At 57.0% G+C, this 26,585-nt stretch carries 24 protein-coding genes and 1 CRISPR repeat array; of the genes, 14 read left to right on the top strand and 10 right to left on the bottom strand.

What is annotated here, in order from left to right:
- Positions 1-56 precede the first annotated feature (56 nt).
- Positions 57-690: a CRISPR direct-repeat array (repeat unit 33 nt; unit sequence GTCGCACTCCGTATGGAGTGCGTGGATTGAAAC).
- A 231-nt stretch (positions 691-921) separates the two neighbouring features.
- The 5 genes from ABD796_RS05350 to ABD796_RS05330 all read left to right on the top strand — a co-directional run bounded on the left by ABD796_RS05350 (position 922) and on the right by ABD796_RS05330 (position 4,945).
- Complete coding sequence (locus ABD796_RS05350; protein WP_344903932.1) at positions 922-1,413, top strand: NUDIX hydrolase; 492 nt, start codon at positions 922-924, stop codon at positions 1,411-1,413.
- Positions 1,414-1,696: 283 nt separating this feature from the next.
- Positions 1,697-2,521, top strand: coding sequence for an AAC(3) family N-acetyltransferase (locus ABD796_RS05345; protein WP_344903929.1), 825 nt, complete (start codon positions 1,697-1,699; stop codon positions 2,519-2,521).
- A 15-nt stretch (positions 2,522-2,536) separates the two neighbouring features.
- Positions 2,537-3,436 (top strand): amidohydrolase family protein, encoded by a 900-nt coding sequence (locus tag ABD796_RS05340; protein ID WP_344903926.1) that lies wholly within the window; start codon positions 2,537-2,539, stop codon positions 3,434-3,436.
- 207 nt (positions 3,437-3,643) lie between these two features.
- Positions 3,644-3,769: a hypothetical protein gene (locus ABD796_RS05335; RefSeq protein WP_344903923.1), complete on the top strand. Its 126-nt coding sequence runs from the start codon at positions 3,644-3,646 to the stop codon at positions 3,767-3,769.
- A gap of 225 nt (positions 3,770-3,994) precedes the next feature.
- Positions 3,995-4,945, top strand: a complete 951-nt coding sequence (locus tag ABD796_RS05330) for a D-alanyl-D-alanine carboxypeptidase family protein (protein WP_344903920.1) — start codon at positions 3,995-3,997, stop codon at positions 4,943-4,945.
- 137 nt (positions 4,946-5,082) lie between these two features.
- Here the strand turns inward: ABD796_RS05330 and ABD796_RS05325 are convergent, their stop codons facing one another.
- From ABD796_RS05325 to ABD796_RS05305, 5 genes are all read right to left on the bottom strand, one after another.
- On the bottom strand, positions 5,083-6,246 hold the full coding sequence (locus ABD796_RS05325; RefSeq protein WP_344903917.1) for a YheC/YheD family endospore coat-associated protein: 1,164 nt from the start codon (positions 6,244-6,246) through the stop codon (positions 5,083-5,085).
- A gap of 61 nt (positions 6,247-6,307) precedes the next feature.
- On the bottom strand, positions 6,308-7,468 hold the full coding sequence (locus tag ABD796_RS05320) for a YheC/YheD family endospore coat-associated protein (RefSeq protein WP_344903915.1): 1,161 nt from the start codon (positions 7,466-7,468) through the stop codon (positions 6,308-6,310).
- Positions 7,469-8,839: a YheC/YheD family endospore coat-associated protein gene (locus ABD796_RS05315; protein ID WP_344903912.1), complete on the bottom strand. Its 1,371-nt coding sequence runs from the start codon at positions 8,837-8,839 to the stop codon at positions 7,469-7,471. It abuts the gene before it with no gap.
- A gap of 67 nt (positions 8,840-8,906) precedes the next feature.
- Positions 8,907-10,040 carry a YheC/YheD family endospore coat-associated protein gene (locus ABD796_RS05310; RefSeq protein ID WP_344903909.1) on the bottom strand — a complete coding sequence of 378 codons (1,134 nt, stop codon included), beginning with the start codon at positions 10,038-10,040 and terminating at the stop codon, positions 8,907-8,909.
- A gap of 14 nt (positions 10,041-10,054) precedes the next feature.
- Positions 10,055-11,425 (bottom strand): YheC/YheD family endospore coat-associated protein, encoded by a 1,371-nt coding sequence (locus tag ABD796_RS05305; protein ID WP_344903906.1) that lies wholly within the window; start codon positions 11,423-11,425, stop codon positions 10,055-10,057.
- Between the two features lie 337 nt (positions 11,426-11,762).
- On the opposite strand from ABD796_RS05305, the gene ABD796_RS05300 reads away from it, so the two are divergent.
- Positions 11,763-12,041, top strand: a complete 279-nt coding sequence (locus ABD796_RS05300; protein WP_344903902.1) for a hypothetical protein — start codon at positions 11,763-11,765, stop codon at positions 12,039-12,041.
- A gap of 199 nt (positions 12,042-12,240) precedes the next feature.
- Here ABD796_RS05300 and ABD796_RS05295 read toward each other — a convergent pair whose 3' ends face one another.
- Positions 12,241-12,483, bottom strand: coding sequence for a hypothetical protein (locus tag ABD796_RS05295; protein ID WP_344903899.1), 243 nt, complete (start codon positions 12,481-12,483; stop codon positions 12,241-12,243).
- 281 nt (positions 12,484-12,764) lie between these two features.
- On the opposite strand from ABD796_RS05295, the gene ABD796_RS05290 reads away from it, so the two are divergent.
- Complete coding sequence (locus tag ABD796_RS05290) at positions 12,765-14,096, top strand: DRTGG domain-containing protein (protein WP_344903896.1); 1,332 nt, start codon at positions 12,765-12,767, stop codon at positions 14,094-14,096.
- A 25-nt stretch (positions 14,097-14,121) separates the two neighbouring features.
- Here the strand turns inward: ABD796_RS05290 and ABD796_RS05285 are convergent, their stop codons facing one another.
- From ABD796_RS05285 to ABD796_RS05275, 3 genes are all read right to left on the bottom strand, one after another.
- Positions 14,122-14,415, bottom strand: coding sequence for a YtpI family protein (locus ABD796_RS05285; protein ID WP_344903894.1), 294 nt, complete (start codon positions 14,413-14,415; stop codon positions 14,122-14,124).
- A gap of 77 nt (positions 14,416-14,492) precedes the next feature.
- Positions 14,493-14,996, bottom strand: coding sequence for a hypothetical protein (locus tag ABD796_RS05280; RefSeq protein ID WP_344903891.1), 504 nt, complete (start codon positions 14,994-14,996; stop codon positions 14,493-14,495).
- Positions 14,993-15,325, bottom strand: coding sequence for a YtrH family sporulation protein (locus ABD796_RS05275; protein ID WP_344903888.1), 333 nt, complete (start codon positions 15,323-15,325; stop codon positions 14,993-14,995). Before ABD796_RS05275 ends, ABD796_RS05280 begins: the two co-directional genes overlap by 4 nt.
- A 170-nt stretch (positions 15,326-15,495) precedes the next feature.
- Here ABD796_RS05275 and ABD796_RS05270 point away from each other — a divergent pair, with 170 nt between their 5' ends.
- From ABD796_RS05270 to pyk, 6 genes are all read left to right on the top strand, one after another.
- Entirely contained in the window at positions 15,496-19,416 is a 3,921-nt protein-coding gene (locus ABD796_RS05270) for a DNA polymerase III subunit alpha (RefSeq protein WP_344903885.1), read from the top strand.
- 773 nt (positions 19,417-20,189) lie between these two features.
- Positions 20,190-20,714, top strand: coding sequence for a phosphatidylglycerophosphatase A family protein (locus tag ABD796_RS05265; protein ID WP_344903882.1), 525 nt, complete (start codon positions 20,190-20,192; stop codon positions 20,712-20,714).
- A gap of 98 nt (positions 20,715-20,812) precedes the next feature.
- Entirely contained in the window at positions 20,813-21,001 is a 189-nt protein-coding gene (locus tag ABD796_RS05260) for a glutamate decarboxylase (protein ID WP_139605754.1), read from the top strand.
- A 167-nt stretch (positions 21,002-21,168) separates the two neighbouring features.
- Positions 21,169-22,047 carry an acetyl-CoA carboxylase, carboxyltransferase subunit beta gene (gene accD, locus ABD796_RS05255; RefSeq protein ID WP_425566835.1) on the top strand — a complete coding sequence of 293 codons (879 nt, stop codon included), beginning with the start codon at positions 21,169-21,171 and terminating at the stop codon, positions 22,045-22,047.
- Entirely contained in the window at positions 22,040-23,017 is a 978-nt protein-coding gene (locus ABD796_RS05250; protein WP_344903866.1) for an acetyl-CoA carboxylase carboxyltransferase subunit alpha, read from the top strand. Before accD ends, ABD796_RS05250 begins: the two co-directional genes overlap by 8 nt.
- A 50-nt stretch (positions 23,018-23,067) precedes the next feature.
- Positions 23,068-24,822 (top strand): pyruvate kinase, encoded by a 1,755-nt coding sequence (gene pyk / locus ABD796_RS05245; RefSeq protein WP_344903863.1) that lies wholly within the window; start codon positions 23,068-23,070, stop codon positions 24,820-24,822.
- A 166-nt stretch (positions 24,823-24,988) separates the two neighbouring features.
- Here pyk and ABD796_RS05240 read toward each other — a convergent pair whose 3' ends face one another.
- Entirely contained in the window at positions 24,989-25,489 is a 501-nt protein-coding gene (locus tag ABD796_RS05240) for an LURP-one-related family protein (protein WP_344903860.1), read from the bottom strand.
- Between the two features lie 170 nt (positions 25,490-25,659).
- Here ABD796_RS05240 and ABD796_RS05235 point away from each other — a divergent pair, with 170 nt between their 5' ends.
- Entirely contained in the window at positions 25,660-26,517 is an 858-nt protein-coding gene (locus ABD796_RS05235) for an HAD-IIB family hydrolase (RefSeq protein ID WP_344903857.1), read from the top strand.
- Positions 26,518-26,585 lie beyond the last annotated feature (68 nt).

Genomic DNA, 26,585 nt, shown 5'->3' with positions numbered 1-26,585 from the left:
TTTGGATTGCTTGGATTGAAACGCCTAGACGAACGTTTGCTTTGGACAAAAACGAAGTCGCACTCCGTATGGAGTGCGTGGATTGAAACCCTTTTGGAGCTGCGGGTAATCAATGGACAAAAGTCGCACTCCGTATGGAGTGCGTGGATTGAAACTCTATACTCTCTATACTCTCTAATATACTTACTAGTCGCACTCCGTATGGAGTGCGTGGATTGAAACTCTCGAGCTGGAGGGCGATAAAATTTCGGAACGAGTCGCACTCCGTATGGAGTGCGTGGATTGAAACGATTTCGACTTTTTACCCCCAAGCAGTCCCGTAAGTCGCACTCCGTATGGAGTGCGTGGATTGAAACAAATCATTTAAAAAGGACCGGAACAATAAGTTCGTCGCACTCCGTATGGAGTGCGTGGATTGAAACATCGGAGGAGCAAACGCTCCGCTATATCGGCTATGTCGCACTCCGTATGGAGTGCGTGGATTGAAACCTGCAGGACTGAGCGCTGTCGGCAGCTGCACCTGCCGGTCGCACTCCGTATGGAGTGCGTGGATTGAAACGCGTATTGCTTTGAGCACTGCTCCAAGTCCTGGTCGCACTCCGTATGGAGTGCGTGGATTGAAACGTTACCAGCTTCGACCGTGTAATTGTAAGTTTGGTCGCACTCCGTATGGAGTGCGTGGATTGAAACACCGCTAAAAATCCACGAGACATCTCTAGAAAAAATATGTGACCGTTCACTTTAACGGGTTCCCCTTTGAGGTGCAAAGCACTTGATTGACTATAAAAGAGACATTCAAACTGACCATAGTTTGGATGTCTCTTTTTCCTTATATCAGTGTCAGTTTTAATGCCAAAATTGTTATAATGTTAATATAAGCCAATTGGAGGTATGGAATAGTTATCACTTGGGAGGATTAATATGGAAGAACTCTGGCACAGGCATTTAGGTGTTTATGGGATTTGTGTTCATGAAGGTAAAATCTTATTAATCAATAAGAAAGGTGGTCCATACACTAATCGGTATGACCTACCTGGTGGAACGGTAGAGCCAAATGAGCCGTTGGTAAATGCACTTCATAGAGAATTAAAAGAAGAAACAGGAATAAGCATAAAAGTTATTCGAAATCTCGGTGTTCTGGATTATGTTATTCCTTATAAATTAGAGAAACGTGGCACAACGCATATTCATCACATTGCAATATACTATGAAGTTGAATATTTAAGTGGAGAACTGACGTATTGTACGGAAATGCACAATAATGATTCCGTTGGTTCAGAGTGGGTAGGTATTGGAAGATTATTTCCAGAAAATAGTTCCCCGTTAGTATTGCAAGCATTAGAATGGCTAAAAGACAAGAATAATTACAACTTTAAAGTTGCAAGGTTAGATAGTTGGATGGTCAAACAATAAGTCAAAAACCCATATTGCCAATTTAATTTTGCACCCGAAAAGACGGATAGTTCCATCTTTGGCCGGTATGCTAAGTCGCACGCCCCTAAGAAGTGCGTGGATCGAAACAAAAAAAATGTGAAAAATCTTATTGCTTCATGGTATCGACTATTGTATGATAAACTTTCATATTATATATAATACATAGACATTATGTTTAATAAAGAGAACTAAGCTTTTATTTAAGAGGGAAAAGAGCGCTAGGCAACGAACCATAACTGTCCATGACGGGGGAGCGTACGGCATGTCATCGATCGTAACCAAATCGCATATTGTTTGCGCTTTCAAAGAATTGGGAGCGGGTCCGGCCGACATGATGCTGATTCATTCGTCCTTGAAAAGCTTCGGTCAAGTCGAGGGCGGACCTATGAGCGTGATCGACGCCGCGAAAGAAACGGTGACCGAACAAGGGACGGTCGTTTTCCCGACGCTGGTGCAGCGGGATTTTCAGAACGCGTATCGGAATTGGGACGTCAATCGTTCGCCATCCGACGTCGGGCTCATTACGGAAACGTTTCGACTGCTCCCGGATAGCCTTCGCAGCGATCAGGCCACCCATTCGGTTGCCGCCTGGGGAAGCCGGGCCGCGGAACTAACGGCCGAGCATACGGCGTATGGGCCGCGAATGGGCATTTACGGAGACTATTGCTTTTCCTATTCGTCGCCCTGGCAAAAGATGTATTTCAATAAAGCCCTTATCGTATTTATCGGCGTAGACACGATGTACAACACGTTCAAGCATTTTGCCGAATATGTGCTGATGGAGCATTACTGCACAAGCTTGACGAACCCCGCCCAGAGGTGCATGGCCATGTCCGCAATCGCAAGGCATAACGTGCCGGGCGTATGGCCGTATCACGACGTCAGGAGAACGCAGGCGGCGCTCGAGGAGCTGGGCCTTGTTGCCCGTACGACATGCGGAAATGCTGTGATGATCGGCATTCGGGCCGATCGCTATGTAGACAGCGTGCTGCGGCTGTTCAAGGAAACCCCAGACGCCTGGTTCGATGCCGACACAGCGGCATGGATTCGAACCTGCCAGCAAGACGAACTGTCAAACGAGCGATAGAGGAGAGCGTATACGATGTTTATCGATATTCATGCCCATGCCTACCGAAAACCGGTACCGTTCGTCGTCCAGTTTTGCACGGCGGAGCAGTTGCTCGAGCGGTATGACGAATTAGGCATCGAGAAGGGTGTGCTGCTGCCGATCGTCAGTCCGGAAATCTATATCCCGCAGGCCAATGAAGACATTCTCGATATGGCCGAGAAATACCCGGACCGGTTTATTCCTTACTGCAATGTCGACCCGCGGGCTTTGACCAATTCGGCGGAAGCGCCGCTCGACCGCATTCTTTCTTATTATAAGGACAGGGGATGCAAAGGCGTCGGCGAGGTGATGTTGAATGTGCCGCTGATGAATCCGCTCGTGCAAAATTTATTTCGCCATGCGGAGCGCGTAGGCCTTCCCGTCGTCTTTGACGGCTCGGATCAGATCGGCGGCTCTTTCGGCTTGTACGACGATCCCGGCTTGCCGCAGCTGGAGCATACGCTGCAACGTTTTCCGAAGCTGATCTTGTTCGGACACGGACCGCTGTTCTGGGCCGAGATCGGACGGCTGGAAACGCCGGGCGAGAGAGCGATTATTTTTGATCTGAACGGTAGTCAGGTCGGCAGACTTCCCGAAGGACCGATCAAGGAAGAAGGCGTCGTACCCAAATTGTTCCGCAGGTACCCGAATTTGTACGGTGATTTGTCGGACTACACGGCTTGCAATGCCATATCCCGCGACCCGGACTATGGACCGAAGTTTTTGACCGAGTTTCAGGACCGATTGTATTTCGGAACGGATATTTGCTTTCCGACGATGCCGGTTCAATTGGTGGATGTGTTGATCGATTGGCGGGATACGGGCAAAATCAGCGAAACGGTTTTTCAAAAAATCGCACGCGAAAATGCAATCAAGCTGTTCGGATTGTCATAGCGGCTAATCGAGGGCAAGTCGTCCTGTACCCTTGGAATCGTTAAACAGGGGGGAAGCTATCGAAGAGGCGCAAATCGTCGAATTGACTTGGCGTCGCAGCCCTCGGAATGGCCGTAAAAGTTTAATCTCCCTTTAATCTTAATTTAAGGTAGCCCGTTTAGAAAAGGAATATACTGATCCTATTCCAAAAACGGGAGATGACTTCTCATGAAAGCATTAAGACCGTTGCAGGCAGTCAAAGCCGTCTTGTTCGGCATCGTGATGGCGTTCGTTTCGATCGGCGCTCTGCCCTTCCTCGTCATTAAAAGCTTTGCCGAGACGTTTCTTCCGTAACGTACGTCCCGCCCGAATAGCCACAACTTTTCGCACTCTTAAACCGAATCGGCGCAATACCCGAACTGCTGCGGCACGCGATGTCGCGGCAGTTTGTGTTTTGGGGGGACGAAAGCTTCTTAAAACAACGTTAAGAAAAAGTTAAAGATTTCTTTCTAAGCGTTTAACGATTGCCCGATACACTGGGAATATCGATAAAACCGTAAGGAAAGGAATCGTCTCCAAATGAGAAAAAGCGTATTCGTCCTATTCGCTCTGGCGCTGCTTGCGGTGCTCGGGCTGGTGTTTCAAGAAGATGGGGGCCGGCTGGCGGCCAAAGCGCAAACCTTGTGGTCCCGCAATATCGGCGGCGCTCCGGATCTGCAGGCGTCCTACGCATTCATGATCGATGCGGCCGACGGCGAAGTGCTGTATGCCAAAAACGAGAAAAAGCGCGCTTACCCGGCCAGCACGACCAAAATATTGACCACGCTGCTTGCGCTGGAGCTGGGCAAGCCCGATGAAATCGTTACGGTCGGCCAAGAGGCGGACCCGGAGGACCCTGAGGAAAGCCGAGCCGGCTTGCGGAGAGGACAGAAGCTGAAGCTGTACGATCTGGTCAAGGCGGCTCTGCTGCCATCCGGCAACGATGCGGCCCGAACGCTTGGCGTCCATATCGGGCGCAAGACGGCGGGGAATCCGGCCATGAGCGTCGGCGAAGCTCAAGAGGAGTTTGCCAAGCTGATGAACAAGCGCGCCAAGAAGGCCGGGGCGACAAACTCTCATTTCGTCAATCCGAGCGGACTGCACGACCCGCAGCATTACTCCACGGCGCGCGACCTGGCGCTGATCGCCAAGGCCGCGATGGCCAACAAGCTGTTCCGCGAGGCGGTGCTGGCAACCGATTCTGTCGTCGTATCGGCGCCCGGGGGATCGGGACAGACGGTCAAGCTGACGCTTGCCAACACGAACCAGCTGCTTCAGCCCGGAAGCTCCAATTATTTCCCCGGAGCGACGGGGATCAAGACCGGTTTTACGGACGAGGCCGGGTACTGTCTCGTTTCCTCTGCCGCATCGGACGGCAAGGAAGTGATCGCCGTCGTGCTGCAATCGACGAGTAAGGACGTATATCCCGACGCCCGTAAGCTGCTGGAGCTCGGTCTGGGCTCGCGAACGACGGCTGCGCTCAAGCGGTAGGCAAGCCATTAGCGACGACATCGGGCTGTTCCAAACGTGTCCGTATGACACCGGCACAACCCGAAGCTTAGCGAAAAGGACCTCAAATTCCACGATGAAGTGGGAGATGAGGTCCTTCTTTGAGACGGTCGCCTAGATCAGCGCAGCTTCAACCGCCGGCGGGAACGGGCAGCGGGGACGGCGCGTATTTTCTTGCGCGTCTCCGCTTCGCCCGAAGCCCGGTGCTGATTGTACAGCCAGAGCGCATATTCGAGCGGGCGGGAAATCGCCTTCTCATACGTCTCCTTCTCGCCGATCCGGTTGAATACTTCGCGCGCCGGCTTCGGGTTCAACTCCAACAGCCACGGATGGCCATCGGGGTCGACGGCGATGTCGATGCCGAGCTCGCATAGCTTGCCGTAGTGGTCCTCGACCGCCCGCGCTACCTCGTAGCCGAGGTTGTATACGTCTTTGCGGATCGCATCGGCTTTCTCCGGGTCCCCGTACCTGCGTTCAAGCAGTTCGGCCATGGACACTGCCTGCCCGCCCCCGTGCAGGTTGGAGGTGATGCTTTGCCGGGGACCGATTCTTCCCGCGCAGCCGGTCACTTCCCATTCGCCGCTGCCGTTCTTCTGGATCAGCAGCCGGTAATCGTGCACCCGCCCGTCGGGAAGCCGGTTCAGGATACCCTGCTGGACCAGATAACGACCTTTCAAGCTCCAGCCGGACAGCACGGACGGAAGCTGCTTCGGCGAGACGAGCTTGGGCGCGATGATCCGGCGATTCAACTCCCGGCCTTGCACGAGCAGACGACCGCTCCGCTGCTTCTCGATACGGAGAATGCCGCGTCCTCCGGTACCGTTGATCGGCTTCAGGTAGACGAGGCGATACCGCTGCGCGACGTCGAGCAGCATGGCCGTGTCGGAATACACCCGGGTATCCGGCAAGTAAGGACGGATGCGGGACGATTTGGCCAGAAACTGATACATGCCCCACTTGTTGGCGATCGGCCGGTTCAAGTAAATAAGCCGGGTATACGTCTCGCGAAAACGGCGAAACTGGCGGAATTGCTCGTTCTCCTTGTATCGGCAGCGGTCGTAGATCAGCGTGGGGAACGGCGTCCAGCCGCGGGTCCATTTGCCTGCCGAGATGTCATACAGATGGGCGTTGATGCGGTTTCCTTGGGCATCGACGTCCTGCGGCGTGAAGACGATCGCTTTCATGCCCAGCTTATTCGCCTGAATGATGAGCTTGCGAAAGTAGCTTCGTTCCTCCATATCGCGGATTGCGATGGTCATAATCCCGAGCGTTGGTTGTGCCACAATGCGTTATCACCTGCTTCATTGGCCACTTTTTATAAACATGCTTCCTGTTCCGTTGGCGTCAGCTCGGGCTGCCTGTCGAAACCCCGCTTGTTTTGGCCTGGCTGGAGCGGATGAGGTACAGCGAGTACTGGACGATCCGCTCCAGCGACTTTTTGCGGATTTGCGGTTCGTCGAACTTCATCGGCTTTGAATTCGCTTCAAAAATCCAGATGCCGCCGTGCACGTCGACCCCCATATCCATCGACATCTCGCCGAGCAAATGGCCGGACTTCTTCTCGATTTGGCGGGCGACGGAGAGCGCCGCCTTGCGCGCCCGCAGCAGCACCCGCTTGGCGCCGTCCGCTCCGAAGCCCGCGGCCAGTAGCTTCTCGGGATCGTCGATCGAGCCGCCGCGCGGAACGTGAGTCGTAATGCTCTGTTTCCCGGCGAGCCGGGCGCCGATGCCGGTAATGTCCCAGATGCCCTTCGAGTTCTTTTGCACGAGCATTCTCAGATCGAACGGCCGTTTCTTGTAGCGGATGATCGCCACGCCTTGTTGGGCGATATAATCCTCATGACCGGTCTCTTCCTTGATCTTGGTCCAAAGCTGGCTCAAGGTCGGATATTTGTGCACGACGCTGCCCTTCGTTTCCTGGATGCTCAGGACGTATTGCGGCTTGCTGTCGAGCTTGCGCGTCAACCGCTCCGCCTTCATAATGCCTTTGCCCGCATTGCCGCTGATCGGTTTCATATAGACGGTGGAATGGAGCTTGAACAGGCTTTCCAGCTCATGGCTGGCGGTCATTTTGCGGGTGGCCGGAATGTACTTGGCCGTCGTTTTGCCTTTATTCAACCACTCGAACAGCGACCACTTGTTGAAGAAGGCCGGGTTGAACAGCCGGACTTGCGGGTTTTTAATAATCGCCTGAAGCGTCTGCTGCACCTCGGCCGACGATTCGTCCTCCCGGTGCGGAATCCGGTTGTACAGGACGTGAGGCAGGCCGATGATCTGCTGTGACCATTGCTTTGAAGCATGATCGTACATATATCCGGTTATTTTTTTGTGCTTCGGCTTCAAATCTTTGACGGTTACGACACACACGGAGACGCCCATCTCGGAGCCGGCGCGAATCAGGTCCGTGAAGTTGCTCCGGTTGCCCCGGAATTGCTCCGACGGATCGTCCATGGTCAGGATGCCGAGAATCGGCCGGTGCAGCGACGATGCTGAGGAAATGTCCACTCAAGCTTCCCTCCTCGCCCTGAATTTACCTAGGTAGAGACTATGCTCGAAAATAAGGCCCAGCGACGTTTTGCCCTGCGATTTGAGCGAAGGATGCTTGAAAATCGACCGCCCCGGTTTGGAATTGGCCTCGAACATCCAGATTTGCTCGTTCTGGTCGATGCCGATATCGAAGCCGAGCTCGCCCAGCAGATGGCGGCTGTGCTTCTCCAGCGATTCCGCCAGCTTGACGGTGACCTGCTTGGCGTTCGTCAGAATCGCATCCGCTTTGCTGCCGAACACGCGGTCCAGCACTTGCTCGGGGGTCATAATTTGGCCGCCGTTTTTGACGTGAGTCGTCACACTGCCTTTCCCCGCCTTCTTCGCTCCGATTCCGGCGACGACCCACTGGTTTTGACCGTTCTTATGCAGATGGAAGCGGAAGTCGATCGGGCAGCTGTCGATTTCGATCAGCCGGATGCCCTGCTGCACGACGTAATTGCGCAACCGGCCGCTCCGTGCGTTAATCAGATTCATCAGGCTAGAAAACTGCGGGAACCGGTACAGCGCGTTTTTGCCGCCTTTGCGGAAGCGGACGAAGTAGCCGCGCTGCGGGTGATACGTCAGCCGGTATATGCCGATGCCAAGGCTGCCGGCGGTCGGCTTCAGGTAGACGAACCGGTGCTTCTCGAGCATCTCGCGCACCCGCTCCGGAGACGGATTGAGATGGGACTCCGGCACATGCTTCATCGCTTCCTTATCGACGTCGAGCAGGGTATAGACGTCCGATTTGTCGAAGAAGCTCCAGTTGAAGATCGGAATGCCGCGGCGGACGAATCGTTCCTTGAAGTTTTCGATCGACAGCGATTTCTCCGCCTTGCGGCTGGACAGCCGATTGTAGATCACGTCCGGCAGCGGCACCGTTTTGCGCACCCAGCCGCTGGCGGTCGGAAAATAGCCGACGACGGTTTCCGCCGACCAGTTGACGTCGGACGGCATGAAGGCGAAGGAGAACGACTTCTGGCTGCCGGGACGGATATAGTCTTTCAGCAGTTGGGAGCGGGTGCCGAACGGCTGGGCGGAGTTGGCCGTCGAGGCGTTGGTCAGTATACCGACGAGCGGTCCGAGCTGAATTTCGCGGGGGCCGTTCGATACGGCCATGCAGGTTCCGTTTCGCGGCAAGAGCAGCTGGTTTTTGACGGAAACCGGAACATAGAGATGGTTGCCGTCCTTTTTGACGATTTTTACCGGGGCGGATACCGCCTTGCTCCCCATTTTGAGCGTCACCGGCTTCGTTCCCGTCAGCTGCAACGACTTCATCAGGGCGGAGCTGACATACACCGTCTTGTCGGTTCGCGCCGCGAAATGGATTGTACACGTTGTCAAACTCATGAAGTTACCCTCCTAAAAGGTTGCGAGAAGCTTGGGCGGCAGAGGAAACGTCCGGTCGAATGCCCGCTTAGGGATCGGGCCGACCGTTGCGGCTGTCCAGCAAATATTTGGCGTACAGAATCGGGTTGCGGATGGCATTCAAACTGACCTGCTTGTCGGACAGGGCGGCGAATGCGGATCGTCCGGGCTTCGAGTTCGCTTCGAGCACCCATACGTTGCCCTCCTGATCGACACCGAGGTCGACGCCGAGCTCCGCCAGCCTTCCGTGGTATTGCTCCAGCACCTCGGGGACGCGCAAGGCAACGTTTCGCGCCGTATCGACGATACGCGACGCCTTTTCCTCCCCGTAAGCGCGGCGCAGAAACGGTGCGGTTTCCTCCGCGTGTCCGCCTCCATGCAGGTTGGACGTGACGCTTCCCGGGGCGCCCTGGCGGACGGCCATGCCGGTCAGCTCCCAAAGGCCGCGGCGGTTTTTCTGCACGAGCGCCCGGATATCGAATGCGTCTCCTTCGGCGGTTCTCAAGGTCAAATAGCGTTGCAGCAAATATTTGCGTCCGGCCGTAAACCTTGCGACCCATTCCAGCATCCGACGCTGAGAGCGGAAGCTGAACCGGACCGTTTCGTTGCGGGCCGTACGGCCGCTTGCCTGGATGCCTTCGGCGGATTGACGAATATGCAGCACACCTTTGCCGTGACTGCCGCCATGCGGCTTCAGGAACAGCTCCCCTTTCTCCTCGAGCCAGCGGCGTACATCGCCGGAGTCGTGGAGCAGCTCGGTTTCGGGCATATGCGGGCGGAGCGTCTCGTCGCGCATTAGCATCTCGTGAACGTGCCACTTGCCTTTCAAGCCATAACCCAGAAACCGGGTTCCGGACAGCGACGCCAGCTTGCGGATCGGCTCGCGGTAGGCGACGTACGTATGCGGATTGGAGTAGAAGCAGCGGTCATAGATCGTATCCGGGATCGGGAAGAAACCTTTCTCCCACCGCTTTGCCGGCTCCCGGTAGGCGTAGCCGACGACACGGCCGCGCTCCCAGTCGATCCGGTTCGGAAAAAACACAAAAACCGTTAACCCGAGCTTTTGCCCGAGCAAGGAAAGGCGGCGGAAATACAGTTTTTCCGGAATGGGCGGCTCGCCCGCGGACGGGCAAACCATGATCCCGACCGTCTGCGCGGTCCTGCGCGCGGTTTTCGTTTTCATGGCGCTCACCTTCATCAAAATCCGGCTAAAAAGCGGGCGTACTGTACCGTTTGTTTGACCGACGGGCGAATGGCTCCTTCGGCCAGAGGCGTGCCGTCGTTCTTGGACGGCTTCGAGTTCACTTCCAGCAGCCATACTTTGCCATGGGTATCCACGGCCAGATCGACGCCCAGCTCCCCGAAGTGTCCCTTCACCTGTGTTTCGATCCCTTTGGCGATATCGAGGGCCGCTTTGCGCAGCTGGACGCTTGCGTTCCTTTGCTGGGCGGGAGCCAGGTTCGTTTTGGCCAGTGCTTCTTTCACCTTGCTTAACGATCCGCCGCGGGCCAAGTTAGAGACGAAGTGGTTGCTGCCGGCGATGCGCGCCACGACCGAGGTGATGCCCCAGGTTCCCAGGTTGTTGCGCTGGACGAGCGCGCGGAAGTCGACCGGTCGGCCGTTCGCTTCAATCAGATGGAGTCCTTGCTGAATCTGGTAGCGGCGCTGCTTCAGCTTGCTGGAGATGGAGGAAAACACCGCTTCGATGGTCGGGAACGTCTGCCGGACCGTTCCGTTCAGACTCGTCGTCTGGCACGTATACGACTGGTTGCCGACCCGGCCGATGCGGATGATCCCTTTGCCCAGACTGCCTGTTATGGGCTTGAGGAAGATGACCGGATGACGCGCCGACATCGACTTGAGCATCTGGTAGTTTTTGAACAGGTGCGATTCGGGCAAGTAGCGGGCGAGCGAGCCGTCCTGTTTCAAGGCGTCGAATACGTCCGTTTTGTCCAAATACTTCTCGTTGAACACGGTCGTGCCGTAACGCAATTTGACTTCCTTCATAAATTGCTGAACGCTGCTGCTGTTCTCCAGCTTTCGCGTCGTCAGCCGGTTGTACACGACGTCGGCAATCGGGAAATCGGCTTTGTGCCATCTGCCGGAATACGTCCAGCCTTCCACGGTTTGCTGGCCGGCCGGCAGACTGTCGGCGGTGAAGAAGTAGACGAAGGCGCCGTAAGTCTGGCACGTCTCCACCAGCTCCTTGCAGAAGGCGGTATTCGTTCCGAACGGGCGGTCCGGCGATCCGGGGTAGACGCGACTCATCATGACGCCGATTACCGGACCGAGCGCAAGCGTCCGGCTGCTTGCCCGGTAACGGAGGCTTACTAGCGCCCCGTGATGGAGCCCGAGCCTGCGGGCGAACGATTCGCTGATGCGGAGGCCGTCAAGATGAGAGGCGGAGACGACCTTCACCTGATGCTTGGATGCGCCGAATTGGAGCGTTACCGTTCCGCCGGTTGGAATTTTGTGCGAGCGCGCCGCACGATCCCCGAGAACAATCGTCAGATCTTGCAGCAGGCCGCCCATGCCTTGCACATGGATTGACATTTTCGTACTGGTCATGGTGTGTCTCCTTTTAGAAGCGCCATCCTGCGATTTCTCGTGTTTCCATAGACTACACCCATCATATGAGGACATATATCCCTTGGTGAATGAATGGACGGCGATTCGCGGAGCGGGACTAGAACAAACGACCCCTTTTTTATGGTGGGCTTGTGTCCGTCAGGCATCGGAAAGGGGGAGGGCAAAGGAGGGAAAACGGTGCGGACGGCTTGGAGCCTGTCAGGCGGATTCGGCAAAACGGTCATAAACGGACGGGTTGTCTCATAGGATGGACTATACGGTGCGGCTCCCGGATCGGGAGTGCGGCAATCATAGTCTAGTGAAGGAGAGATCCGCAGTGAAGGAATTCAAAAGCGTAGCCTATATGAGCTTGGCGCTCGGTATGCTCATTTACGCCGTTCCGCGTCTGGAGATCGGTCACGGCCTCACATGGCCCGCCGTATTCGGCATCGTCTGGATCGGGTTTGCCCTGCTTGTCGTGGCCGCCCATCTTCATCGTATTCTGGGCGTTGACGAGGAAACGAAGCGGGAGATGGCCCGCGTCCGCCGGTTCAGCCGGATGCAGCGCGAGCAATGGCTGGGGCGCAAGGTGCGGATGCTTAGCTCCAAGAAGTAATTTTTTCCATAATTGTATGCTAAAAAAGAAAAACTCCGCTATCGCGGAGCATAAAAAAAATCGGGGACGGCCCGCGCTGTCTCTTCTTTGCGTTTGCCGGTTCCGTTGTTCGATTGTTTGTCTCGTCAGGGGAAAACGGACGGTGCAAGTATGCGCCCGTCTTGCTTGTATACGGGGAAGACCGAATCGGGTACCTCTGTCAGCGCGCCGCCCGCTTTTGTCTGGATGCGTCTCTCGGGGAGCGGGACAGGCCTCCCGTTCGGGCTGGGCCGTTGTCGGCTTTCATCAAGAAATGACCACAGGTGCCTACGCCGATCGCCGGCGTTCCTTCTTCCGTCGACTGCTGGAAGCATAAGCCGTTCAGCATATCGCTGAACGCCGAAAAATGCGTACAGTTGTAACAGCTGGATTTTAACTGGGGGGAGATGGATCTATAGCTCATACTCAATGTCCTCCGCTTAGGCTGCCCGGTATCGACAACCCTTCGTTGGGGTATCGGTATCAAGGGTTGGTTGGACGACTGGCGGCAAAGCTCCCGTCTGCCCATGTTCCTCCTCTTCACCGAATAAAATGCGTATCGGTTTACTCTATTTCCAGAATAAAGGATATTCGGATCGTTTTGTAGCGTAATTGAGTAACCGGAATTTTTGTTTACAAATTGTTGGAAATGTGATATAGGGTAATACAGTGAGATACAGATTCGTTAAGGTGGGGTATAACAGGATGGATGATCTGCTTCAGGAAGCGGTAACGAAGCACGAGCAAATTTTGAAATATATCGAGACGCTGCCGATCGGCACGAAAATTTCCGTGCGGAAAATCGCCAAGGAGATGGAAGTAAGCGACGGCACTGCTTACCGGGCCATCAAGGAGGCGGAGAATCAGGGGCTGGTCAGCACGCGGGAGCGGATCGGCACGGTGCGGGTCGAGAAGAAGCCGCGGACGAACATCGACAAGCTAACATTCGCGGAAGTGGTCAATATCGTGGACGGGCAAGTGCTGGGCGGCGCCGACGGGCTGGAGAAGACGCTGAACAAGTTCGTAATCGGGGCGATGCAGTTGGAAGCGATGGCCCGCTATATCGAGCCGGGCAGCCTGCTGATCGTGGGCAATCGCTACCAGGTGCACCGTTACGCGTTGGAGCACGGCTCGGCGGTGCTTATCACGGGAGGGTTCGATACGAACGACGAGGTGAAGCAGTTTGCCGACGAATCGGGGCTGCCGATCATTTCCACCAGCTACGACACGTTCACTGTCGCCTCGCTCATCAACCGGGCGATAACCGACCGGCTGATCAAGAAAAAAATTACGCTGGTCGAAGATATTTTGTCGGTCCAGCTGCCGCCGCGCGCCTTGAAGGGCAGCAGCACGGTGAGCGATTGGGAGAAGGTCGTGGAGGAGACGGGGCACAGCCGTTTCGCCGTGGTCGACGAATGGAACCGCGTAATCGGCATGATCGCGTCCAAGGACGTGCTGGGCGCGCCGAAGGAACAGACGATGGACAAGCTGATGACCCGCAACCCGTTGACCGTCATTCCGCAAACGTCGGTTACGTCGGCCGCCCACATGATGGTGTGGGAAGGCATCGAGCTGCTTCCGGTCGTCGACGCGAAAGGCAAGCTATTGTCGGTGATCAGCCGCCAGGACGTCCTGAAGGCGCTCCAGGTCATTCAGAAGCAGCCGCAGATCGGCGAGACGTTCGAGGACTTGATCGTAGCCGGCCTGGAGGAAGTGCGCGAGGAGGGCGGCCACCTGTCGTACCGGGGCGTCATTACGCCGCAGATGACGAGCCGGCTCGGGACCGTATCCGAGGGCGTTTTGACGACGCTGATGACGCAGTGCGCGTACCGCTCCCTGAAGACGCACAAAAAAGGCGATTTCGTCCTGGAGAACTTTACCGCCTACTTCCTGCGCCCTCTTCAATTGGAAAACCAGATCGAGATCCGCCCGAAGGTGATCGAGCTGAGCCGCAAATACGGCAAAGTCGATGTGGAGATTTATCACGGCGGCAATCTCGTGTGCAAAGCGATGCTCGCCGCCCAGGCGATCGATTGAACTCCGGCCCCGGGCCGCGTCCGATCTACTCCTTGATGCGGTTGTACAGCCCGTAGTTGCGAATTCCGGCGAACAGATTAAACAGGCCGAGCAGCAGCATGACGAGGCCGACGATGACGCGGACCGACGAGCCTTCGAACAGAAACAGCTGAATCAACGAGATCGAGACGAGCATGGCCCCCATGCTCATGTTCATTTTGGCTGCGTCGATGCCCCGTGCCTTGCGGGCCTGCTGCCTGCGATAGCGCACGCTGTAGAAGACCGATCCGAACAGCGAGCAGGCGAATACGATAAGAAGGGCTCCATGAAGCCATTGCATGATGACGAAAACTCCTTTGCCGCTTACTTGCATCCCGGTTTTTGCTTCTTTTACTTTATCCGTTTTGGATTTAAAAATCAACGAAACCGGAAGGAATCGGCAATGGCGGACGGCTTGGCCCGGATGAAGACGATCAGCTCGGTCTGTACGACCGCGATGCCCGACGACTCCACCTTGAAGACATGCTCCTTGACGGTGTACTGGTCGGAGACGATTTCCTGCAGCTTGCGGATTTCGTTGACGCGCTCGCTTCCCGACGTGAACAGCGACAAGCTGTGCCCCTCGTACACCGGCTCCAGCTTTTTCAACACCTTCTGCTTCAGCTCCTGCTCGAGAACCGGGTCCAGCGGCGATTCCGGGGATACGTTCTCGTAACGGACGGTCAGCTTCTTGATCACCGATTGGCTGTTTTTGAATTTGTTCAGGTTTAAAATTTCTTTCTTCAAATTGTCGTTCTCGTCCTGCATGACGGAGTTGCGTTCCACGAGAAGGCTGAAGTTGTGCTGATGGATGCTCATGTATACGGCGCTGCCGACGATCATGCCGGACATGAACAGGCCGATGCCGGGCAGCCACTTCAAGAGTTGACGCTCCCCTGACAAATCCACTTCACGATCACGGTACCGATATGCGCCCCGGCAAAAGCGCTGACGAAATAAAGAATTTGCTTGATGGCCGGCGAGAGATGGCCTTCGAGGAAGTTCGTCTCGATGACGCGAATCGGGTCGATCGTGCCTCCTACGGCGGCGACCATCGCCCAGATTTTGATGCGTCCGGCGATGTCCAGCATCTTGTAGGCCGGCCCCTGCATCGTCACCACGGAACCGATCCCCGCCAGCATGCATGCCCCTAGCACGATGCCGAATGCGACGAAGAAATCGATCGCCAGATTGCTCATAAACTCTCTCATTGTCCGCTCAACCCCTTGTCCGCGTTGGCGCCGCCGGTTTCCCGGACGACGCTGCCGAAGCGCTAAGCTTGGCCGCTTCATTCCCGCTACTATTGTATGGGAATCCCCCCGCCGAATATGCTACAATAAACGAAGCGAACAAAAAGGCGAACAACCGGGAGGGACATGCTTTGAACGGGTTTGTGCACTTGCACGTACACAGCGAATACAGTCTGCTTGACGGGGCTTCCCGCATCGAGAAGCTGGCGGAGCAAGCCGCACGGCTCGGCATGCCGGCTCTTGCGCTTACGGATCACGGGGTCATGTACGGCGCGATCCCTTTCTACAAGGCTTGCCGGGCGAACGGCGTGAAGCCGATTATCGGCTGCGAAGTATACGTGGCCACGGGATCGATGCGGACGAAGGCGTCCCGCCAAGACCAGCCGACGCACCACTTGCTGCTGCTGGCCCGCAATGAGACCGGCTACCGCAACTTGATGCGGCTTTGCTCGGACGCGCATCTGCACGGCTTCCACTACAAGCCGCGCACCGATCTGGAGCAGCTGGCGCTGCACAGCGAAGGGCTCGTCTGCCTAAGCGCCTGTCTCGGCAGCGAAATTTCCCAGCACTTGCTGCATGAACGGCGGGAGGAGGCCAAGGCTGCGGCGCTCCGGCTGCGCGGCATATTCGGCGAAGACTTTTATCTGGAAATTCAAGACCACGGTCTGCTGGAGCAAAAAAAGGTGATGCAGGAGATGATCGCCCTCTCCCGCGACACCGGCATTCCGCTGATCGCCACCAACGACGTGCATTACGTGCAGGCCGAAGACCACGTCATGCAGGATGTGCTCATCTGCATCGGAACCGGCAAGACGCTGGACGACACGGAGCGGCTGAAGTTTCATACGGAGCAGATGTATTTGAAAAGCGCGGAGGAGATGGCGCGTTTGTTCGCCCATGTGCCAGAGGCGCTGGCCAATACGCTGATCGTCGCCGACAAATGCGCGCTGGAGCTGGAGTTCGGTCGCTCGATTTTGCCGGAATACCGGCCCTTGCCGGACGGGACGACCGCCGGAGGCTTCCTGCGCGAGCTGTGCGCGGAAGGGCTGGAGCGGCGCTATGGCGGCAAGCCGGAATGGGACGAGGCGGATAGCCGCCGGCAGCTGGAGGATCGACTCCGCTACGAGCTGGACGTCATCGGCAACATGGGATTCTCGGACTATTTCCTGATCGTCTGGGATTTTATCCGGTTCGCCCACGAGCAAGGCATCGTCACCGGTCCCGGACGGGGCTCGTCGGCGGGCAGTCTCGTCGCTTACGTGCTGCGCATTACGGACGTGGACCCGATCCGCTATGGCCTGCTGTTCGAACGGTTCCTCAACCCGGAACGGGTGTCGATGCCGGATATCGATATCGACTTCAGCGACGAGCGGCGGGACGAGGTTATCGACTACGTCGTGGAGAAATACGGCCGCGAGCATGTGGCGCAGATCATTACGTTCGGCACGATGGCGGCGAAGGCGGCCGTGCGCGACGTCGGACGGGTGATGAACCTGCCGTATCACGAGGTCGATCGCGCGGCCAAAATGATCCCGCATCAGCTCGGCGTGACGATCGAGGACGCGGTGCGGCTCAACCCGGAGCTGAAGGAGCTGTGCGGCAAGCATGAAGGGACGGCTCGGCTCGTCAAGATGGCGATGAAGGTGGAGGGGATGCCCCGCCACGCCTCGACTCACGCGGCGGGCGTGGTCATCTCCCGCGAGCCGCTGACCGATTACGTCCCGCTTCAGGAAGGGGCCGGTTCCGTCCCTTTGACGCAATATTCGATGGAGCATCTGGAGTCGATCGGTCTGCTCAAGATCGATTTTCTCAGCCTGCGTTACTTGTCGATCATCGAGCGGACGCTGCGGTGGATTAGCGAGCGGCACGGAACGGACATCGATTTTCATCAAGTATCCTATGAAGATCCGCTTACGTACGCGATGCTCGGACGCGGCGATACGACCGGCGTGTTCCAGCTCGAGTCGCCGGGCATGCGGCGGGTGCTTAAAGAATTGAAGCCGTCCTCGTTCGTGGATATTATTTCCGTTGTGGCGCTATTCCGTCCCGGACCGATGGAGTTCATACCGAAATACATCCAGGCGAAGCACGGCCAAATCCGCGTCGAATACCCGCATCCGTCGCTGGAGCCTCTGCTTGGCGACACCTACGGGATTATCGTCTACCAGGAGCAGATTATGCAGATCGCTTCGCGCATGGCCGGGTTCAGTCTCGGCGAAGCCGACCTGCTGCGACGCGCGGTCAGCAAGAAGAAGCGCGAGGTGCTGGACGAGGAGCGGGCGCATTTCGTAGCGGGCAGCCTGAAGCAGGGATATACGCAGGCCGATGCCGACAAAGTATACGACATGATCGTGCGCTTCGCCGATTACGGCTTCGCGCGCGCCCATGCGACCGCATACGGGGTGCTCACTTTTCAGACGGCTTATTTGAAGGCGCATTACCCGGTGCCGTTCATGGCCTCGATGCTGGCCTCCGTGATGGGCAGTCACCGCAAGGTGGCCGAATACGTGGACGAATGCCGCAAGATGGGCATCGAGGTGCTGCCGCCCGACGTAAACGAGAGCCGCATCCAGTTCACCCCTGCCGGAAGCTCGATCCGCTTCGGGCTGGCGGCGATCAAGAACGTCGGCACGCACGCGATGGAGTCGATTATCGGGGAGCGCGGGGAGCAGCCTTATGCGAACCTGCTCGACTTTTGCCGACGGGTCGATTTGCGCGTCTGCAACAAGCGGGTTATCGAATCGCTTATTCAGGGCGGGGCGCTCGACTCGCTGCCCGGCCACCGCGCGCAGAACATTGCCATTCTCGACGAGACGGTCGAGGCTGCGCAGAAGTGGAAGAAGGAGCGGGAAGATTTGCAGCTGCATCTGTTCGGCTTTACGGAGGAAGCCAACTGGACGATCGACTTGCCCGACGTCCGGCCGTATACGCCGATGCAACAGCTGGAGTTCGAGCGCGAGCTGCTCGGCCTCTATTTGTCCGGCCATCCGCTGGACGTTCATGAGGCGCTGATCGCCGAGATCGAAGCCGATCTGCTTCACGATCTGATCGACTACCCGGACAATGCCGATGTAATCGTGCCGGGAATGGTGCTGTCCGGCAAGCCGATCGTCACCAAGAAAGGGCTGCCTATGGGCTTTATAGAGCTGGAAAACCGGATCGCCAAAGCGGAGGTGGTGCTGTTTCCGGAAGTATGGAAGCAGGCGTCCCCGTATGTGCACAAAGGCAATGCTCTGCTCGTCCGCGGGCGGCTTCAGCATCAGGACGAGGACGTCAAGCTGATCGCCGAGCGGGTCGTGTCGCTGGATGCGTCGGACGCCGCCGACCAGGCCCGCAGCCTGCGTCGGATGCCCCTCGGGCGCGGCGGGCCGAGCCGCGGCGACGCCTCGGGCGGAGGAGCGAAAGCGAGTCCGCCGACCGGCGCGGGGCGCGCGGGAGCGGCGGTGCCGCTGCGGGCCGGAGCGGAGCGGGGCAGTGCGGGAGAGCCGCCGCGTGCTGGTGCGGAGCGTGGCGTGGCGGGAGTGGCTCCGCGTGCTGGTGCGGAGCGTGGCGTGGCGGGAGTGGCGCCGCGTGCAGGAGCGGAGCGTGGCGGAGCGGGAGTGGCGCCGCAGGCTAGGGCGGAGCGGGGCGGACACACCCCTCAATCGTCTCCGCCACGAGGGGAGTCGTCGGCAGCTCAGCGCCCGCAGATGCCGTCCGCTGAGGCTGTACAACCGTCGAGCGGCGGTTCGGATGAAGCATCACGTTCAAGCGAACGGCCTACCGGAGGAACGCCCCCTCGCGAGCCATCCCGAGCGGAGACGCACCAGGACTCCACGGCTCGGACTCAGCGTTTGTTTGTCAAGATTGCCGCGGACCACGAGCAGCAGCAGCGGCTTGTCGGTTTGCAGGCGCTGCTGCAACGGCATGCCGGTCCGATGCAGGTCGTGCTCTTCTATGAGCGGGAGCAGCGTTTGCTCGCTCTGAATGATGCGTATCGAGTCAAGCCGTCTCCAGAACTGATTCGCGAAATCGGCGAGATGATGGGTCAGGATTCGGCGCGAGTCAAATAAGGATAGGGATAGCAGTGGCATGTGGGGAAGACGAGGACCTTAGTCGCTCGACCCACATGCTATTTTATTTATGCTGACTGCTAGAACCCGCAAAACCCGATCAGATTGCCCCACGCCATCTACCCGCCCCGAGGCCCAAGTAGTGCTCGAAAGAACCTTGTTTGTCCCAAAATCACACATTCGGAGCGCCGTAAGGTTCTTTTTAACACTATGCCTGCTCAAATCCGCCTCCCGCGCTTCTCTACCCGCCCCCGAGGCCCAAGTAGTGCTCGAAAGAACCTTGTTTGTCCCAAAATCACACATTCGGAGCGTCGTAAGGTTCTTTTTAACACTATGCCTGCTCAAATCCGCCTCCCGCGCCCCTCTCCCGCTCCCGAGGCCACAGTAACGTTCGAAAGAACCTTATTTGTCCCAAAATCACACATTCGGAACGCCGTAAGGTTCTTTTTAACACTATGCCTGCTCAAATCCGCCTCCCGCGCTTCTCTACCCGCCCACGAAGCCTGAGTAGTGCTCGAAAGAACTTATTTGTCCCAAAATCACACATTCGGAACGCCGTAGTGCTCTCTTTAACACTACCGCCCGCACAAACCCGCCCGCCCAAGCTCGCCCGGACAGGAGAGGGCCGGGGCGCTCGGCAAGCGATTGTTTTACGAACATTATTCGCGGTGCTTGCATACATTTAGTAAAACCCGGACGGGGTGCTTGGTTTGAAGGACGTCCGGTTTTTGCCGACGACAAGTCTCCACAAGTCTTCCAGGAGGGATGTATCGATGTCGAAACAAATGGCTTTGCAAATGCTCGCTCGGCGAGGCGTTACCCTGCACCAGGTTGCGGAAATTGTTTACAAGCTGCAATTGCCCTACAACGATCGGCTGACCGTCGAGGAATGCGAGGACAGCGTACTGGCCGTTCTCGGCAAGCGGGAAGTCCAGTTTACGCTATATACCGGCATAGCGCTCGACGAGCTGGCGGAACGCAAGCTGCTGCCCCAGCCGCTGCAGTCGATCATGGAGAGCGATGAATCGCTGTACGGGGTGGACGAGACGCTGGCGCTCGGAATCGTGCACGTGTACGGCATGATTGGGCTGACCAGCTTTGGTTATCTGGATAAGGAAAAAACTGGCATCATCCGCGATTTGAACAACAATGCCTCCCAAATTCACGTCTTTTTGGACGACCTTGTCGCCGGTCTGGCCGCTGCGGCCTCCGCCAGAATCGCCCACAAGAACAAAAATGCCAAGGAATACGATTCGGAAGAGGGAGACGACATAAAGAACACGGATGCCTCGTCATGATTCGACACCAGTTTCCTTGCGGGTAAAAGACGGAGTATGGTATCATAAATCCAATGTATACGTGAGGCGTTTCGGTAGTCAGGGAGGTTTTTTGATTCATGTGGACGGTTATTTATATAGCTCCGACCGCGAAAATCGCAGAGCGCATCAAGCAAAAACTTACGGACGAAGGGTTTTTGGTGCAAGTACGCCCTGTCAGCCTATCGAAGCATCAATTCGAAATTCTCGTTCCCGAGGGCGAGCTGGAGGAAGTACAAGAGGTGTTGAATACGATTTTGCACGGGTGACGCTGCAAAAGTTTCGAGGCTTGGCTTCGTATTTGGAATTGGGGCTTCTTCACCAAGCGCCGGCAATTCGCTAACGGAGTCAGGCTTCCCTTTTGGAATACAGGGCAATAGCCAATTCCCTTGATACGGTTTGCGTAAGGATGACAACGGTTTGGAGAGGTGTAGACGTGGCAATCAAAGACTTTTTTCAGAAGAAGCGGAAGTATGCGACCATTCCGTCCGAACAATCGAAGCGTGAAATACCGGAAGGCATTATGAGCAAATGCTCCGAATGCGGCACGATCCAGTACAGCAAGGAACTGGGCAAAAATTTCAAAGTGTGCGCGTCTTGCGGTTACCATAATAGATTAAGCGCCATGGAACGGATCGAATATACGCTGGACGAAGGACGTCTGTTCGAATACGATCGCGATATGGTGTCCGAGGACCCGCTGGAATTCCCGGACTACACCAAGCGGCTGGCCAAATCAATGGATTCGACGGGCTTGCGCGACGCGGTCGTGACCGGCGAAGGGACGATCGGCGGCTGCCCGGTCGTGATTGCGGTCATGTCGTTCGATTTTCTCGGAGGGACACTCGGTTCCGTTGTTGGCGAGAAAATTACGCGCGCGATCGAGACGGCCACGCAGAAGCAATACCCGCTTATTATTTTCTCCGCATCCGGCGGGGCGCGTACCCATGAGAGCATCTTGAGCCTGATGCAGATGGCCAAGACGAGCGGGGCGCTGGCCAAGTTTGCCGAACGCGGCGGGCTTTTTATATCCATTATAACGAATCCGACTTACGGCGGCGTTACGGCAAGCTTCGCGATGCTGGGCGATATTATTCTGGCAGAGCCCGGGGCACGCTTCGGCTTCGCAGGACCGATCGTCATCGAAGAGACGATTCGTCAGAAGCTGCCGGAAGGATTCCAGACGGCGGAATTCAACGAAAAGCACGGCCAGCTCGATAAAGTCGTGCACCGCAAGGATATGCGGACGACCTTGACCAAGCTGCTGGAGCTGCATACCGTAAAAGCGACGAAGGAGGCAAGCGCGAATGGCTAACGAACTGCCCTTTGAACGTCCGCTGGCGGAGTTGAAAGGCAAAATCGACGAGCTGCGCAAATTCGGCGCGGAGAAAAAAATCGATTTCACCGACGAAATCGCCAAGCTGGAAGAGCGATACGTCGTGCTGGAGGAAGAGCTGTACAGCAGCTTGACCGCCGGGCAAAAGATGCAAATTGCCAGACATGCGGGGCGGCCGACGACGCTCGATTTTATTAACGCCCTCTGCACCGATTTCATCGAGCTGCACGGGGACCGGATGTATGCGGACGATCTGGCTATCGTCGGCGGAATCGCCAAGTTCAATGGCATTCCGGTAACGGTAGTCGGCCATCAGAAGGGGAAAGACACGAAGGACAACATCGCCCGCAACTTCGGCAGCCCCCACCCGGAAGGCTTCCGCAAGGCGCTGCGTCTGATGGAGCAGGCCAACAAGTTCGGCCGTCCGATCATCACCTTTCTCGATACGAAAGGCGCGTTCCCGGGCGGGACGGCGGAAGAAAGAGGCGTCGGAGAATCGATTGCGCGCAGCTTGTTCGCCATGTCCACGTTCAAGGTGCCTGTCGTCGTGGTCGTCATCGGCGAAGGCGGCAGCGGCGGGGCGCTAGCGCTCGGGGTCGGCAATCGCGTGCTGATGCTGGAGCATGCCGTTTATTCCGTCTTATCGCCGGAAGGCGCGGCATCGATCTTGTACAAGGATGCCTCCAAGGCGGCGGAGTTGGCCGAGGTGATGAAAATTACCGCCCAGGACCTGCTGCGGCTGGAAGCGATCGACGAGATCATTCCGGAGCCGCGCGGCGGCGCTCACCGCAACCTGGAGCAGCAAGCCGAAGCGGTGCGCGAGGTGGTAGGGCGTCATCTGAAGGAGCTGCTTCCGCTCGACGGAGACAAGCTGATGGAAGAACGCTACGCCAAGTTCCGCAAAATCGGAAAATTTACCCAATGGCAAGAAGTAGCCGAGCTGGTCTGACGACAGCTTGGCTTCATTAGGTCGAACTGTACTCTAGGAGGAGCACTCACATGCGCAAAACCAAAATTGTTTGTACCATCGGACCTTCCAGCGAATCGTTGCCGGCGCTGAAGCAGCTCATCGCGGCCGGGATGAACGTAGCCCGGCTCAATTTCTCGCACGGCGATTTCGAAGAGCATGGCAACCGGATCCGCAACATCCGCGAAGCTTGTCGCGAACTAAACAAGACGGTAGCGATCCTGCTGGACACCAAAGGTCCGGAAATCCGTACCGGAAAGCTGAAAGAAGATGCTTACGAGCTTGTGCAGGACGAGCATATCGTACTGACGACCGAGGAAGTGCTCGGCGACAACAAGCGCGTTTCCGTAACGTATAAAGAGCTACCGCGCGACGTGCGCGTCGGTTCGACGATTCTGATCGACGACGGCCTGATCGGCCTGTCCGTCGTGGACGTTCGCGGCAGCGAGATCGAGTGCCGGATCGTTAACGGCGGCACGATCAAAAGCAAGAAAGGCGTCAACGTGCCTGGCGTGCGTATTTCTCTTCCGGGCATTACCGAGAAGGACGCCAACGATATTATTTTCGGCATCGAGCAGGGCGTCGATTTTGTCGCCGCTTCGTTCGTGCGCAAAGCGTCCGACGTGCTCGAAATCCGTCAACTGCTGGAGGAGCACAACGCTCCGCATATCCAGATCATCTCGAAAATCGAAAACCAGGAAGGCGTCGACAACCTGGATGAAATATTGGAAGTGTCCGACGGCCTGATGGTCGCGCGCGGCGATCTCGGCGTGGAGATCCCGGCGGAAGAAGTGCCGCTCGTGCAAAAGCGGATGATCAAAAAATGCAATTACGTCGGCAAGCCGGTCATTACGGCGACGCAAATGCTCGATTCGATGCAGCGCAACCCGCGCCCGACCCGCGCGGAAGCGAGCGACGTAGCGAATGCGATATTCGACGGAACCGACGCGATCATGCTGTCCGGCGAAACCGCAGCGGGCAAATATCCGGTGGAATCGGTGCAGACGATGTCCCGCATCGCCGTACGTGCCGAGTCCGCGCTTGAATACCGCGAGATTTTCATCCGCCAAAGCACGGCGCAGCAAACGACGATCACGGAGGCGATCAGCCAATCGGTGGCGAATTCGGCGCTCGATCTGGACGCCAAAGCGATCATTACGCCGACCGAAAGCGGCTATACGGCGCGGATGGTGTCCAAGTATCGCCCGAAATCGCCGGTTATCGCGGTAACCCGCAGCGAGCAGGTCATGCGTCGGTTGTGCCTCATCTGGGGCGTGCTGCCGATTCGCGGCGAAGAAGCGCGCAATACGGACGAGATGTTCCAGCTCGCTGTCGACGATTCCATCAAGGCGGGGCTGATCAAGCTCGGCGATCTGGTCATCATTACGGCAGGCGTTCCGGTCGGGCGTTCCGGCACGACGAACTTGATGAAGGTGCACCATGTCGGCGAGATGATCGCCAAAGGACAAGGCATCGGCACGCAGCCTGCAACCGGCAAAGTCGTCGTCGCCCGTACGGCCCAGGAGGCGCTGGATAAAACGGTGGAAGGTTCGGTTCTCGTCACTGTGGCGACCGATAAAGACTACATACCGGCGTTCCAGAAGGCTTCGGCGGTCATTACGGAAACCGGCGGCATTACGTCGCACGCGGCCGTCGTCGGCTTGAGCCTTGGCATTCCGGTTATCGTCGGCGTGGATGGCGCTACGTCCTTGATGACGGACGGCATGGAAGTGTCCGTGTACGCCGAGGTCGGCGTGATCTACACGGGCAAAGCCAAAGTGTTGTAAAGCCGGGCCTATAGCGGGACAGGCTATACTGCTGTGCGTACGGGTAAGGCAGCGGCAGCCGTGAAGCGCACAAAAATCCCTTCCAGGCGGACAGTGAGAGAACGCTCCTTACTGAACGCTTGCGAAGGGATTTTTCGCATCAATCCTCTTTGCTCATGACGCGTTCTTACGGGTGAGAGGCTGCGGACGATTGGTGCCGCTTCATGATCGCATGGACGCCCATGACGACGGCGACCAGCTCCTCGTCGGGAAGAGAGGAACGGTTGTTCAGCTCGTACGCCCCGGACTCGAATGCGCCGCTGACTTTTCGGAAATGGGCGGCTGTCTCGTCCCGGCCGTCGGATACGACGTACTCCCGGGAAAACGCCGGGCTTTCAATCGTAAATTCGCCGAGACGCGGGCTTTCGTATACATAACGCTTTTTGAAAAAGGCGATCCGTTCACGCAAAAGGCCAAGCTCGTTTCCGGCTGAATCCGAAACGATCCAGGCGTTGGAGAAGAAACGGAACTTGCCTGCTGCGGCCGTTCGTCCGGAGGCGTCGCGCACGGTAATGCCGGAATTGAACATCCCGTGCAGGTCGAGAACCCCCGTCGTTCGTCCGTCGGCGTCCGTAATGGGCGTTTCGCCCGAGGAGAAGAAGTTGTCTCGGAAATACAAGGTGGTCATGCTGTCGTCATCTCCTTCGCTTTACCGATAAAATAAAGCATATCTGAAAGGGTGTGCGTGAATGACCTTAACCTATAGAGTAGACCGGTTGTTACCGTACATACGCATGGAAAACCGGAAAGTTGCAGCGCCGCCGGCATTCGTTCGGCAACAAGGAGGGAGTCCGTCTGATGCATACCTTATACGTATCCGATCTCGATGGTACCCTGTTGAATGGGGAGCAGCGTCTGTCCGAACCCACCATAGAAGCAGTCAATGCTTGGATTGCCGCGGGAGGGAGCTTCTCGGTCGCAACAGCCCGGTCTTGGGATTCCGCGGGCCCTTTGCTGGCTCCGCTCCGGCTGCGCTTGCCCGTCGTGCTGATGAACGGCGTGTTTCTGTACGATCCGGTCAGCGGGACGTATATCGTCTCCAACCTGCTCGACCGGGACACGGCGCTGGATCTCATCGCGACGGAGGAGCGGGCCGGACTGCACCCGATCGTGTATACGGTGAATGGCCGCAACGAGTTCAAAATATACTACAAAGGGCTGTTCAACCCGAGCGAGCATCTATATGTCACAAGCCGTCTGGAGCGCGGAGACGAGCGGTTCCGGCTCGTGGACGAATTCCGCATTCCGTCCGACGAAGCGATTATGGAGGTCAACGTCATCGGGACCGAGGAGGAGCTGGCCGCGACATACAAGCTCGCGAGCGAGCGCGCCGGCCTGATGTGCCACTTCGGACCGGACATTTACAGCCCGGGCTATTACTGGCTGGAAATCAACGATGCTTTGGCCAACAAACGGGACGGTGTCGCTCAGTTGAAGCAGCGGCTGCAGGCCGACCGCATCGTCTGCTTCGGGGACAATCTGAACGATTTGCCGATGTTCGAGATCGCCGACGAAGCTTTTGCGATGGGAAATGCGCATCCGATTGTGCGGGAGCGGGCCACGGGCGTGTTGGCGACGAACGCGGAGGATGGAGTGGCCCGGTATTTGCAGACGATTCCTTTTCCAAAGCAATCCGATAAGAGTTACGTTACTTAAAGAGGCGTAACCCGATTTGAGGAATGGGTTCCGGTTTAGTAAGATGAATGAGCAGGGACTACCATTTG

Origin of the sequence: Paenibacillus hodogayensis (genome assembly GCF_039536325.1) — a bacterium.
Taxonomy (GTDB): domain Bacteria; phylum Bacillota; class Bacilli; order Paenibacillales; family NBRC-103111; genus Paenibacillus_AB; species Paenibacillus_AB hodogayensis.
This window is presented reverse-complemented; position numbering and strand designations above follow the sequence as displayed.